The sequence below is a fragment of the Parcubacteria group bacterium genome, assembly GCA_041659505.1.
Lineage (GTDB): Bacteria > Patescibacteriota > Minisyncoccia > Moranbacterales > UBA2206 > UBA9630.
Genome location: JBAZYF010000001.1, coordinates 157,022 through 169,201, shown reverse-complemented (window position 1 = coordinate 169,201; position 12,180 = coordinate 157,022). Strand labels below are relative to the sequence as shown.

At 41.6% G+C, this 12,180-nt stretch carries 18 protein-coding genes and 1 other RNA gene; 12 read left to right on the top strand and 7 right to left on the bottom strand.

Going from position 1 to position 12,180, the window contains the following annotated elements; all coding sequences use genetic code 11:
• Window positions 1–91 precede the first annotated feature (91 nt).
• Both WC848_00860 and WC848_00855 read left to right on the top strand, forming a co-directional pair.
• Window positions 92–940, top strand: a complete 849-nt coding sequence (locus tag WC848_00860) for a BRO family protein (GenBank protein MFA5961215.1) — start codon at window positions 92–94, stop codon at window positions 938–940.
• A 99-nt stretch (window positions 941–1,039) separates the two neighbouring features.
• Window positions 1,040–1,570 (top strand): hypothetical protein, encoded by a 531-nt coding sequence (locus tag WC848_00855; protein ID MFA5961214.1) that lies wholly within the window; start codon window positions 1,040–1,042, stop codon window positions 1,568–1,570.
• On the opposite strand, the gene WC848_00850 is transcribed toward WC848_00855, so the two are convergent.
• Window positions 1,571–1,735 (bottom strand): hypothetical protein, encoded by a 165-nt coding sequence (locus tag WC848_00850; protein MFA5961213.1) that lies wholly within the window; start codon window positions 1,733–1,735, stop codon window positions 1,571–1,573. It lies immediately after the preceding gene.
• Between the two features lie 100 nt (window positions 1,736–1,835).
• On the opposite strand from WC848_00850, the gene WC848_00845 reads away from it, so the two are divergent.
• Entirely contained in the window at window positions 1,836–2,495 is a 660-nt protein-coding gene (locus tag WC848_00845) for a hypothetical protein (protein MFA5961212.1), read from the top strand.
• A gap of 136 nt (window positions 2,496–2,631) precedes the next feature.
• On the opposite strand, the gene WC848_00840 is transcribed toward WC848_00845, so the two are convergent.
• Window positions 2,632–3,060, bottom strand: coding sequence for a hypothetical protein (locus WC848_00840; GenBank protein MFA5961211.1), 429 nt, complete (start codon window positions 3,058–3,060; stop codon window positions 2,632–2,634).
• A 56-nt stretch (window positions 3,061–3,116) separates the two neighbouring features.
• Here WC848_00840 and WC848_00835 point away from each other — a divergent pair, with 56 nt between their 5' ends.
• The 7 genes from WC848_00835 (at window position 3,117) to WC848_00805 (ending at window position 8,395) form a co-directional block, all read left to right on the top strand.
• Window positions 3,117–4,055 carry an EamA family transporter gene (locus tag WC848_00835; GenBank protein MFA5961210.1) on the top strand — a complete coding sequence of 313 codons (939 nt, stop codon included), beginning with the start codon at window positions 3,117–3,119 and terminating at the stop codon, window positions 4,053–4,055.
• Between the two features lie 189 nt (window positions 4,056–4,244).
• Complete coding sequence (locus WC848_00830) at window positions 4,245–5,261, top strand: beta-galactosidase (GenBank protein MFA5961209.1); 1,017 nt, start codon at window positions 4,245–4,247, stop codon at window positions 5,259–5,261.
• Window positions 5,262–5,264: 3 nt separating this feature from the next.
• Complete coding sequence (locus tag WC848_00825; GenBank protein MFA5961208.1) at window positions 5,265–6,413, top strand: L,D-transpeptidase family protein; 1,149 nt, start codon at window positions 5,265–5,267, stop codon at window positions 6,411–6,413.
• A gap of 30 nt (window positions 6,414–6,443) precedes the next feature.
• A complete protein-coding gene (locus tag WC848_00820) occupies window positions 6,444–6,722 on the top strand; it encodes a hypothetical protein (GenBank protein ID MFA5961207.1) in 279 nt (92 codons plus the stop codon).
• A 56-nt stretch (window positions 6,723–6,778) separates the two neighbouring features.
• Window positions 6,779–7,447 (top strand): ribonuclease H-like domain-containing protein, encoded by a 669-nt coding sequence (locus WC848_00815; protein MFA5961206.1) that lies wholly within the window; start codon window positions 6,779–6,781, stop codon window positions 7,445–7,447.
• A gap of 7 nt (window positions 7,448–7,454) precedes the next feature.
• Complete coding sequence (locus tag WC848_00810) at window positions 7,455–8,174, top strand: HAD-IB family phosphatase (protein MFA5961205.1); 720 nt, start codon at window positions 7,455–7,457, stop codon at window positions 8,172–8,174.
• Between the two features lie 20 nt (window positions 8,175–8,194).
• Window positions 8,195–8,395 carry a hypothetical protein gene (locus tag WC848_00805; GenBank protein MFA5961204.1) on the top strand — a complete coding sequence of 67 codons (201 nt, stop codon included), beginning with the start codon at window positions 8,195–8,197 and terminating at the stop codon, window positions 8,393–8,395.
• A gap of 263 nt (window positions 8,396–8,658) precedes the next feature.
• On the opposite strand, the gene rplT is transcribed toward WC848_00805, so the two are convergent.
• From rplT to smpB, 5 genes are all read right to left on the bottom strand, one after another.
• Window positions 8,659–9,003 (bottom strand): 50S ribosomal protein L20, encoded by a 345-nt coding sequence (gene rplT / locus WC848_00800; GenBank protein ID MFA5961203.1) that lies wholly within the window; start codon window positions 9,001–9,003, stop codon window positions 8,659–8,661.
• 81 nt (window positions 9,004–9,084) lie between these two features.
• Complete coding sequence (locus WC848_00795) at window positions 9,085–9,279, bottom strand: 50S ribosomal protein L35 (protein ID MFA5961202.1); 195 nt, start codon at window positions 9,277–9,279, stop codon at window positions 9,085–9,087.
• Between the two features lie 136 nt (window positions 9,280–9,415).
• Entirely contained in the window at window positions 9,416–9,940 is a 525-nt protein-coding gene (gene infC / locus WC848_00790) for a translation initiation factor IF-3 (GenBank protein ID MFA5961201.1), read from the bottom strand.
• Window positions 9,941–10,198: 258 nt separating this feature from the next.
• Window positions 10,199–10,628: a transfer-messenger RNA gene (ssrA, locus tag WC848_00785) on the bottom strand.
• Window positions 10,629–10,731: 103 nt separating this feature from the next.
• Window positions 10,732–11,178 carry an SsrA-binding protein SmpB gene (gene smpB, locus WC848_00780; GenBank protein MFA5961200.1) on the bottom strand — a complete coding sequence of 149 codons (447 nt, stop codon included), beginning with the start codon at window positions 11,176–11,178 and terminating at the stop codon, window positions 10,732–10,734.
• A gap of 79 nt (window positions 11,179–11,257) precedes the next feature.
• Between smpB and WC848_00775 the strand changes: the two genes are divergently transcribed.
• Together WC848_00775 and WC848_00770 are read left to right on the top strand one after the other, a co-directional pair.
• Window positions 11,258–11,548 (top strand): hypothetical protein, encoded by a 291-nt coding sequence (locus WC848_00775; GenBank protein ID MFA5961199.1) that lies wholly within the window; start codon window positions 11,258–11,260, stop codon window positions 11,546–11,548.
• Window positions 11,536–12,117 (top strand): nucleotidyl transferase AbiEii/AbiGii toxin family protein, encoded by a 582-nt coding sequence (locus tag WC848_00770; GenBank protein MFA5961198.1) that lies wholly within the window; start codon window positions 11,536–11,538, stop codon window positions 12,115–12,117. The genes WC848_00775 and WC848_00770 overlap by 13 nt, the downstream gene beginning before the upstream one ends.
• Window positions 12,118–12,180 lie beyond the last annotated feature (63 nt).

The window sequence follows — 12,180 nt, the reverse complement described above, 5'->3', positions numbered from 1 at the left end:
TTTGGTTTGATGAATCAAACCCCTACGGGAAGATTTGCCAAAAAATAGCTATGATGATATAATATCATCATAATTATTAAAAAACAAAATTATGTCCGACAAAACCGGGCTGGCGATTTTTGAGAATTTTGAAATTCGCCGGCAGTATGATGAAAAAACAGAAAGATGGTATTTTTCCGTGGTGGATATTATCCGAGCGCTTTTGGAACAAACGGATTTTCAAGCTGCCAGAAACTATTGGAAGGTGCTAAAAATTCGCCTAAAAACTGAGAAAAGTGAAGCGGTTACAAAATGTAACCGGTTGAAAATGCTGGCGCAAGACGGGAAAATGCGAGAAACCGATGTCGCCGACACAGAAACGATTTTTCGTCTGATCCAATCGGTGCCTAGTCCGAAAGTCGAGCCGATTAAATTATGGCTGGCCAAAGTTGGCTATGAAAGAATTGAAGAAATTAATGATCCGGAAAAATCCCTGAACCGCGCACGGGAAAATTGGGAAAAGCACGGTCGAAGTCAAAAATGGATTCAGCAGAGAATGATGGGGCAGGAAACGAGGAATAAATTGACCGATTATTGGAGCGAACACGGCGTTTCCGAAAAAGATGAATTTGCCATTTTGACCAACATCATTCACAAAGAATGGTCGGATCTGACAGTCGGTCAGCATAAGAAATTGAAAAATCTAAAAACGCAAAACTTGCGCGATCACATGAGCGAGGTAGAGTTGATTTTCACGGCTCTGGCGGAAGTGTCCACCCGACAAATTGCGACGGCGCTTTCGGCCGAAGGGTTGGCGCAGAACAAAGTTGCCGGAAAAAGCGGAGGCGCGGTAGCGAAAAAGGCGCGCATTGATTTGGAAAAAAAGACCGGCAAAAAAGTTGTTTCGGGGAATAATTTTTTAGTGAAAGGGGAAAATAAGACGTTGAGTTTTGGGAATTAAAATTCCACGCTTCGAGGTCGGACCTCGAATTGAACAATAAGCTGCTCGAAAATCTGTGGGTGTGGTATAATAGATTAGTAATTTATAAACTTAAATAATATGCCAAAAATCGTCCTCGTATCAAAAAAACCGCTAATTATTTTCCTGGCCATGATTGTGCTCCTCGTTGGTGGCTATTTCGGGTACAAGAAATATCAGAAAAATAAGCTATTGAAAGGAAACGTAGAAAGCGTCTATGAGGTGCTGGTGCAGATGGCGGATGAAAAAGTAAATGACCCGGTCGAGGATGCCCGCTCGAGCCTAAAACGGGGCGATGTGATTGCTTATGTGCCAGATGGGCATCAATGGTCAGATACGGAAAAAATCAGCTATTTGATCGTAAAAATAAAACTGAAGCCCGAGGAAGCGCAAAAATTGATGGAAGCGGAAACCAAAAATGCTCCAGTTGATGAAGCGAGAAAAAAAGAACTGCCGGAAGGCGCTGGACCAGAAAAAGAAACTGTGCGGGCGAGAAAATATCAGATCAATTTGGACAAGCTTGATGTGGAAGATTTGACGATCAACGATTTAGCCAAAGGCCAGCCGACAGGGGATAAGGTGTTTGGGGAAAATGTGATTAGGAAGAAGTAATCAGAACCACTGATTATCACTGAGAGCACTGATTTCACTGAATTGAAAATTTAGAATTAAATCAGTGCAATCAGGAAAATCAGTGTTAATCAGTGGTTCAGACGGCTCAGACGGCTTGACTCTCATCTTGCTTTCTGCTAGAATATCTGGGTTAATTATAACCATAAACTGAAGAGCAAAGGAGGACAGGGGCGAGGCTTTTATGGATGATGAATTACCGAGTTTAGGGGGCAAGAAACAAACGAAAAGAGGCAAAATAACACTTATGCTAGCCATAGGGCTGTTTTTTTCAGTCTATTTTCGGCAAAATAGCCTCATTTCAGTCTTGACGGAGGATAATGCCGAAGCCTTTTTTAGCCAGACAGAAACCCCGCTAATATTGCCAAAAACGACCGTTTTTAAGTTCGATCCGATGAACAGGGTTAAGGTCAGTATGGAGAAGCTTGAATTAGAAAAGCAAAAAGAGCGTGAGGAGAAGGTCAAACAAGAATCGCAAAAAAAAGAACCGGAGAATGGCCAGCTGGAAACATATCAAAAACTGGTGTCTGGCAGTCCGATCGAGGAGATGTTGCCGTTTATCGCTAAATGCGACAGTGAGACTGCTTCATTTCTCATCGCGATTGCCAAAAAAGAAAGCGACTTTGGTCGATATTCTCCGCAAAAAAATGGTCGCAGCTGTTTCAACTTTTGGGGTTATCGCGGAACCTATAATCAAACTGCTTCAGGCTACAGCTGTTTTGATTCTCCCGAGCAAGCGATTGAAGTTGTCGGCGGAAAAATTCGCGAACTGTTGGACAAAAAAATCGACACGGCGGAAAAGATGGTCGTTTGGAAATGCGGGTCAACTTGCGCCGGGCACGATCCGGCCAGTGTGCGCAAATGGATTTCGGACGTGGCGCTCTATCGTCAAAAGGCCAATTCCTGACCACTGATTATCACTGATTTTCCTGATTACACTGATTAAAAAAACCGGCTCTGCCGGTTTTTAAAATATCATGTGCAATCAGTGCTTTCAGTGTTAACCCGCCTGCTCGGCGAGGCACAGTCAGTGGTTCAGACAGCTAAACCGCCCGAATTTCCACACCTAACTTTTCTTTGAAAATCTGTTTCATCATGCGCACTTCTTCTTTCATAATCACAAATTCTTGCTTAAAATCTTCTTGCGCTTTGACGTAACCGTCGATCAGCGTCTGGACGTTATTAATGTCAGATTTTAATTCTGTTTCCAGTTCGTCGAATCTGGCGTCAACATTATTAAACCGGATATTAACCCGAGTTTCTAGCGTGTCGAGCCGATTGTCAATACCATCAAGCCGATTATCAATACCATCAAGCCGATTATCAATACCATCAAGCCGATTATCAATACCATCGAGCCGATTATCAACTTTATTAAAGCGGCCGTCAATCGCGCCAAGAATAATCCTGGTTTGTTCCGCAAGATCACTGGAAGTGATATATTCAGTTTTAGCTTGTGTATTTTCTTCCATAGTTCAATTTTACTCCGAGGCTGGTTTTGTGTCAAATTATCGTGTATAATAAAACTATGAATTGGCTAACGATTACTATCGTCGCGTATTTGCTTTTGGCGCTGGAGATTATTCTGGATAAATTTTTGCTTTCCTCCAAACGCGTTTCCCATCCGGCCATCTATGCTTTTTATTCCGGGACACTGGGGCTGTTTGCGGTGATTGTCAGTTTGTTTTTTGGCGGTTTTCATTTCATCCCTTCAGGCAAAATTATTTTTAGTTTTATTGCGGGGATAATTTTTATCTACGGCATGCTCTCGCTGTTTTTCGCGGTGCGAAAAGGCGAGGCTAGCCGAGTGCTTCCAGTAGTGGGCGCCGTCATTCCGATCGTCACTTTTTTTCTGGCGGTCTTTTTTTTGCACGAACGGCTCGGTGCGCGGGGAATTTTCGGTATCGCAACACTCATTTTGGGTGGACTTCTGATTTCTTTTGAATTGGACAAACTGGAAAAACGGATATTTTTCAAGGGTTTTCGCGCCTCGCTTCTGGCGGGATTTTTTCTGGCCCTTTCCGCAATTATGATCAAAGCGCTCTATTTTCATGACAATTTTTTGAATGTGTTTGCTTGGACGCGCGCGGGGGCATTTTTGGGGACACTTAGTTTCTTAATTATCCCAGCTTGGCGGAAAGCCATCTTGGGTTCACTTTTGAAATTTAAAAAGCCCCAAAAAGACCACCAAAAATCAGGCGCTTCTTTTGTGCTGGCCAAAATTATGGGTGGCAGTGGATCGTTTCTGAAAGAATATGCCACCTCACTGGCCACAGCTAGTGTGACGATCGTGAGCGCACTGGTTTCTGTCGAATATGTCTTTATTTTCATCCTCAGCATCCTTTTTTCCGCCTGGGTGCCCGAAGTGATGCAAGAAAAAAAAGATTGGAAAACCGTTCTGCAGAAGATTTTAGCGATTATTATTATTGCCGTTGGAATCGGACTGGTTTCGCATGTGAAGAGATAATTAATTCGTGTCATCCCCGCGAAGGCGGGGATCCAGATACCTCAGGCTTAACTTTTAGAGAAAACGAACAAATAAAAAATAAACAAGCTGTAATATGAAATCTGAGAATTTATAATTCATTTTTTTATAATACATAACTAGTGGAACCTGGATTCCCGCCTTCGCGGGAATGACACGGCAGAAACAAAAATGCAAAAAACAAAAAAAGTGCTCAAAATTATCTTCAAAACCTTCCTCGTCATCTTTGCTCTTGCTTGTGTAATTCTGATTTTTTTTAATATTCCTGTAGCCAAAGAAAATACTGACGCAAAACTGGGTGTCACCTTTTCCAAGCGCTACGCTGAGGATATTGGTCTGGATTGGCGCGCGGCCTACCTTGCTACTTTGGATGATTTGGGTGTGAAAAAGATCCGTGTGCCGGTCTATTGGGATTGGGTGGAACCGCAAGAAGGTCAATATGATTTTACTGATCTAGATTGGCAGATGCAGGAGGCCGAAAAACGCAATGCCGAAATAATTCTCGCCGTTGGACAAAAAGTGCCACGTTGGCCAGAATGTTTCATCCCGGAATATCTCAAAAATGATGATGCTAAGAGAAAAATGGAGCTGGTGGAATTTGTGCGGGTCGTGGTTGAGCATTATAAAAATTCTAAGGCGGTCAAATATTGGCAGATTGAGAATGAGCCGTTTTTGAAATTTGGGGAGTGTCCGGTCTTGGACAAAAATCTATTGGATAGTGAAATCGCGATGGCGCACAAAACTGACCCCAGTCGAAAAATCATCGTGACTGATTCGGGAGAACTTAGCTTATGGTACAATGCAATTTCTCGGGCGGATATTTTCGGTACGACAATGTACCGGACGATTTATACTGCTAAATATGATCTTTTTTATACCTATCCGATCGGTCCGCGCTTTTTTCAATTCAAATATTGGATGAATCAGTTGTTTGTCAAAAATGACAATGCAATTGTGATTGAGTTGCAAGCGGAACCATGGATCAATGGCTGGACAACTAATCAACCTCTGGAAAAACAATTTGAGTCAATGAATGTCCAAAAACTGCAGGATAATGTTTCCTTCGCCCGGCAAGTTGGTTTTCCAGAAATCTATCTCTGGGGCGCGGAGTGGTGGTATTGGTTGAAAGTGAATAATAATCACCCAGAACTGTGGGACACGGCGAAAGGGATGTTTCATAATCAATAATTTATGCAAAAAAAATCAAACTTCTTCCAACTTTTCGTCAAAACATTTTTATTTTGCTTGATTTTGGCTTCTTTGAGTTTGATCGCTTTTTATGGCTGGCAGTTTTATGGGAAAGCTTATCAGGAAAATGTCGTAGTGAAGAAAACAAAAGATGTTGGCGTGAAAGAGGCGGTTGAAATTAATTTTTCTGTACCGGTCTGGAATGCTGATTATGCAAAAGGGATAAAAATTATTCCAGATGAAAAAGTGACGTTTGATTTTGATGAGGCAAAAAGAAAATTGACTATCACCCCGAGAACTTTTTGGCAGCCTACAGTGAGCTATGTAATCAGTCTGCCAGAAGGGCGCACAACGATGCTGACCAAAATTTTAGACAGAAAGCTAGCTTTTTCTGTAGCTGGACTTCCAGAGATAGGATCAGTTTTTCCAGTTGATGGCGCGACAGATGTGGTTTTGGGAGCAGAAGATCCGATTATGGTCAATTTCAATCGATCAGTTGAAAATTATTACATCAAATTTGTCCTAAATCCAGGCAATGGCTTGGATTACCAGCTCAATCCCCAGAAGACTCAATTTAAAATTTTACCAAAAAGCAATATTGAAAATGGTATAAAATATACGTTGAAAATATTTGCTAAAGTGACGGAGGACGGGGATGAAAACTACAAGCAGATTTATGATGGAGTGTTTGAAACATTGAAGCCTACTCCAGTTGTTTGGGAAAAAGATCATGCGCTCCGCATCGATCAAGCGAAAAAATATACCAAGGCCAAAATAACCGAAGGGAAATATATTGATGTTAATCTGGCTACTCAAATAATGACCACCTTTGAAAGCGGAACACTGCTCGACGCTTTTCTGATTTCATCAGGCAAGCGGGGAATGGAAACGCCGGTCGGTACGCACCAGATTTACAATAAAACGCCGCGTGCCTATTCCAAAGCCTACGGTCTCTATATGCCTAACTGGATGGCTATCGTTCCAGGTGGTAAATTCGGCATCCACGAGCTACCGGAGTGGCCAGGAGGCTACAAGGAAGGCGCCAATCACCTGGGGATCCCCGTTTCGCATGGTTGTATGCGCTTGGGCGTCGGACCGGCCAAAATCGTCTACGACTGGGCCGAGGTTGGCACTCCGGTGATTGTGTATTAGAATAGATGTGTAATTATTAAAGAAAAAAATATGGTAGAATTGTTTGGAGAAAATAGGGGGATCGAAAAAAAAGCAGATGACCCAGGGTTGTTTTTCATGGAGACTGTCAGGGAAGAACTTAAAGCTGATAAAAGTATAGACTGGGAAGAATATAAAAAATCATTAATGGAACTGCTATATGATACAGTGACAAAAGGAGATCCTGAGGCAATAAGAAAAATTACATTGCAAGTCAAAAGATTTGATGAATTGCGTTTGATACATAAGAAGCATGGTGTAGATTTGATGGAAGCGAACGGGGAAGAATAGACAGAAATAAATTGAATACTAAAAAAGCCTAAACAATTTCAGTTCAAGATAATTTTATGGCAAGAATTGTTGTTGATATCGAGACGATCGGTTTTGATTTTGAGGCGTTGGAAAGGGAAACGCAGGAGTATCTGCTCAAATACGCCAAAGATGATGAAGAGCAGGATGAAGTGAAAAAGCGCCTGGGGCTTAGCCCTCTCACGGGCGAGATTGTAACGATTGGGATGCTTAATCCGGGCACGTTAAAGGGGCTGATCCTTTTTCAAAATAAGGGCGAAGAAAAAATTGAATTTGAAGAAAATGGAGTGAAATATGTGAGTGGGACAGAAAGAGAAATCTTGGAAAAATTTTGGGAACTGATGCAAAGCTATGACCAGATCATCACGTTCAACGGGCGTAGTTTCGACGGACCGTTTCTGGCACTTCGCAGTGCCAAACATGAAATTCATCCCGCCAAGAATCTTTTCGGTTATCGTTATTCCCACGTGACACATTGCGATCTCTTAGAGCAGTTGACTTTTTATGGAGCGACGCGCCGGTACAATTTGGATTTTTATGCTAAATTTTTCGGAATCGTTAGTTCCAAAGACGAAGGTATTACAGGAGATATGGTAGGTGAGCTCTATCAGGCAGGAAAGTATTTGGAGATTGCCAGGTATTGTGCGCGCGATCTGGCCACGACTGCCGAGCTGTATGCGCATTGGGATAAATATCTAAGATTTTGAAAAAAGCATGATCAAAGAAATCTGCAAAAAAATGCATAAGAAAAAAATTGCTATTTTTGATATTGATGGTACGATTTTTCGTAAAAATTTAGCTTTTGAACTTTTGAACGAATTGTCTTGGATGAAGATATTTCCCAAAACTGTCCGTAGTGAACTAATGACTCTCTATGGCCACTGGCTGGACAACGAGGGGACCTATGAGGCGTATCGCGTGAAACTAGTGGATTTATATGAAAAAAATCTAAAAGGCAAGAGTCAGGAGGATATCATCAAGGCGGCAAAGGTAGTGGCTGATTTCAATGCCAAGCGGACCTACATCTTTGCTAAAAAAATTATTGAAGAGATGCGCCATGACCACGTGATGCTCATGATTTCCGGTTCACCGATCGAGATCGTGAAAGAATATGCCGAAATTCTCCAATTTGATGCTTACTATGGCAGTGTCTATGAAATCGACAAAAATAAGCTTTATACGGGGAAAACTGTCTTTGAGCCGACGCATGACAAGGGTTCAGTCGTGAAGCAGTTTGTGGCAGAAAATGATATCTCGCTGGTCGGATCTTTTGGGATTGGTGATACGCAATCTGACGCATCATTTTTGGAACTGGTCGATGCGCCGATCGCTTTCAATCCCGATTTGAATCTGCGCCAGATCGCTCAAAAGAAAGGCTGGAAAATTATGGTGGAGAAAAAAGACGTGCTCTATGAGATTAATAATAAAAATTAATTTATTTTTTAGCCAAATTCATGAATATATTTGATGCCTATGTGCTGATGTTTGGACCATTCATTCTGCTTTTTTTCATCCTCTACCTTGTCTTTGATTATTTCGCCACCAATCCCAATGCTTTTTGGAACACCTGGTTCAAAAAAACACTCTGGATCTGGTTGCCCTTTTATGGCCTCCGACGTTTGATCCGTGAGGTGATTTTGGGGAAGAAGAGGTAATGTTTTTCTCTTGTGTCATCCCCGCGAAGGCGGGGATCCAGGCACCTCAGATCTTAAATTAAGAAAAAACGAATTATTGAAATTCAAGACTAACTGAAATTGAGAGCTTGCTGGACTTGCATCTCGATTTTCCAGAGTTGATAACTAGTGGAAACTGGATTCCCGCCTTGCTCCACCGCTAAAGCTAAGGCGGCACGCGGTCGCGGGAATGACACATCAAAAAACCCCGCTCATGCGGGGTTTTAAAAATGTTGAAATAAAATCTATTTCACCGACTCGATCAACTTAGCAAAAACTTTCGGTTCAGTTACGGCCATCTGAGAAAGCACTTTGCGATCTAGCTCAATTTTTTTGTCAGCCATAATTTTAATAAATTGGCTGTATTTGAATCCCAATTCGCGAAGAGCAATATTGAGCCTTGTGATCCACAATTTTCGCATCACGCGCTTTTTCGCTCGGCGATCGCGGAAAGCATAAGAGCCCGCTTTGATCACAGCTTCTTTGGCGGCGCGATAATTAGTACTTCTTCTCCATTTGAAACCTTTGGCGTCTTCCAAGAGATTCTTTCTTCTTTTTGAGGCGGCCATTCCGCGTTTTACTCTAGTCATATATTTACATTGTTATATTGTTAAATTGCTAAATGGTTATGAAAATATATTAGCAATGAAACAATGTAACCATTTAACAATTTAACAGTGCATTCTCTTTAGGACATTTTTCTCATCAGCTTTGAAGAGTCTTTTGTCGCCCTTTTTCTCTCGTCCGACCTTGCCGTTTTCTTTCGAGTTATAGTGGTTTTGTCCAGTTGATCGGCGGATCACCTTTTTGTTTTTCGTTATCTTGATCTTCTTGGCAAGCGCTTTTTTCGTTTTTAGCTTTGGCATAAATTTAAAATCTAACTCAATAATTATTTATCTTAAAAAATGTTTTCTATATTATTTAGCCCTTTCCCTCATCCGGCCTTTGGCCACCCTGCCTACCGGCAGGCAGGCTTCTCCCTAGGGGCGAAGGGGAATGGAGCTATTCTTCGTCCGGAGCGATAATAGCATTGAATCCTCCTGGATAGCGCTTGATCTCTTGTTCGATCTTGTAGGGGATCGCGATCTCATGGAGGAACTGTTTCAGATTGGCCCGAGCCAGATCTTGATGGGCCTTTTCTCTTCCACGCATTGTTAGTTCTACTTTCACCTTAGCGCCTTTTTTCAAAAATTTTTCTGCTTGGGCTTTCTTAAATTCCAAATCGTGCGTATCGGTACGAACTCCCAATCGGATGCCTTTCACTTCGGATTTTTTCTGCTTGGTCTTATTCACTCTTTCCAAACGAGATTTTTGGTATTGAAATTTTCCAAAATCCATAATCTTGCAAACCGGAGGTTTGGCTTGAGGAGCGATTTCCACGAGATCAAGTCCTTCGTCATGTGCCAGCTCCAAGGCTTGGCTGGTCGGGATGACGCCCAATTGCGCATTATCAGAATCACGAATAACCCGCACTTCCGGTACGCGGATCTGATCGTTGATTCTCGTGATCGGTCCTTTTCTGACCACTGGTCGTTTGTAGGGTGTTCGTCTGATAGCTTTAATTTAATGATTATGTTTCGTATTCTCTACGAATTACGAATTGGTACGAATGTACGAAAAATATATAAACTTTATATTATTTATACGCTAAGCGATTCACGCGTTAGTACATTCGTATAAATTCGTAATTCGTAGTTGTGGAGATGATGGGAGTTGTCAGCCCGAGGCTGATCCGCCTTGGGCGGAAACCCATTACTCGTATATTTCAAATAGTATTGAAATATTTTGTGGAGATGGCGAGAGTTGAACTCGCGTCCAAAATTATTCATTCAAAATATACTACAAGCTTATTCCGCCTTATTTTCCGCACGAGGCGGGTCGATCGAAAAGTGAATGGCGAACAAAACCTTTCCGATCTATCCCTGACTTTAGTTTTGCTCTTGATCGTCAAGAAAAATATCGAGAGCTAGCCCAATGATGTGACACCGGATTTTACCTCTTGGGCGAAAATAAGTCCGATGGCTGGTGCCCTAACTAGTAAAGACTAGTATTAGGCAAGAGCGGTAGCAAAGTTGACTGTGAAAGCTTGCGCAATCGCAGTTTTTGCTTTTGTTAGTAAGTTTACACTTATAACTTTAATAGCGGTTTTACGAGCAGCTATAAGAGCTCGGCTTGCATATTTTAAACGTACAACCTGTCGAAACCAGGCATCCCCAGGTATAATTTCTAATTTTCAATTTCTAATTTCTAAACAAATCCCAATTGCCCTAATTTCCAAGCACAGAGATTATTTATTTAGATATCAGAAACTGCAAAAGTTAAGAATTCTTGAGCGCCCTATCAATATTCCGTTTGGCCTCTTTTTTGGCTAAATCCTCGCGCTTATCGAACTTCTTTTTGCCTTTTCCCACGGCAAAAGATAACTTCAATAGTCGTTTCTTAGTATACAACCTAAGTGGCACTAATGTCAAGCCTTCTGTGCGGACTTTTCCAATCAATTGGCGGATTTCTGACTTTCGCAGGAGCAGTTTTCTCGCGCGGGTCGGATCATTGACCTGTTTTAGCCCCGCTTGCTTATATGGTGCAATGTAGGCGTTAGTAAGGTATAATTCCGTGCCTTTGAGCGTCACAAAGCTTTCTTTCAGACTGACTTGGCCTGATCGGGCCGATTTGACCTCCTGTCCGCTCAAAACCAAACCAGCCTCATACTGATCCAGGAGGGAATAGTCAAAATTGGCTCTTTTGTTGATTGCAAGTACGCCCATAAGACTAGTCTAGCAAGTATTTCTAGCGCTTACAATAGAAAGCTGGATTTTTTGGTGATTTTGTGCTATAATTGAAGATATGGAAACACTACAAAAAACAGCCCTTTTTTGGGATGTTGACCTAAAAGAACTAAATGCTCAAAAAAATGAAAAATTCGTCGTGGAGAGAATTTTGGCTTTTGGCGACACAGATGATGTGCGGTGGGCAAGTGAGCAATATGGCAAGGAGAAGCTAAAGCAATATGCGCTTGAAAGTAATAAGCTGAATCCGAAGTCGCAGTTTTTTTGGTGCCAATATTTTAATTTATCACAAATAGAATGCACAAAGAAGCAATCACAAAAAAAACTCAGTCCGTTTTGGACAAACTAGTCTCATCCGGCATCGTCAAAGATTTTTATCTGGCTGGCGGAACAGCCTTGGCAATTCAACTTGGCCAACGTGAGTCGATTGATTTGGATTGGTTTACGGAAAAAGAGTTTAGTTTGGGAAAATTAAAAGGCCAGTTGGCAGATACTGGTAATTTTGAAGTGGTTAGCGAAGCCCCAGGAACTTTGCATGGAATTTTGGATGGGGTGAAAATAACATTTTTATATTATAATTATTCGCCACTATTTCCCTTTATTGCTTTTGAGGATGCAAAACTGGCGGATGAGCGGGATATCGCGGCGATGAAAGTTGATGCTATCTCGTCACGAGGAAGCAAAAAAGATTTTATTGATCTGTATTTTTTATTGAAAAAATATTCTTTGGAAGAAATTATCGGATTTTTTGAAAAAAGATACGCCAATATCCACTACAATAAGATGCATATTTTGAAAAGTCTTGTCTATTTTGAGGACGCACAAAATGAAGCATCTCCTGTGATGCTCCAAAGGGCGGATTGGGAAGAAATAAAAAAAGTGATTCAAAAAGAAGTCAATCGGTTGGTGGGGATTTAAACTCGGATAGTTAATTTTCACCAAATACTTTTAGGGGAGGGGAATCGCTGTTCCCCTTTTTTC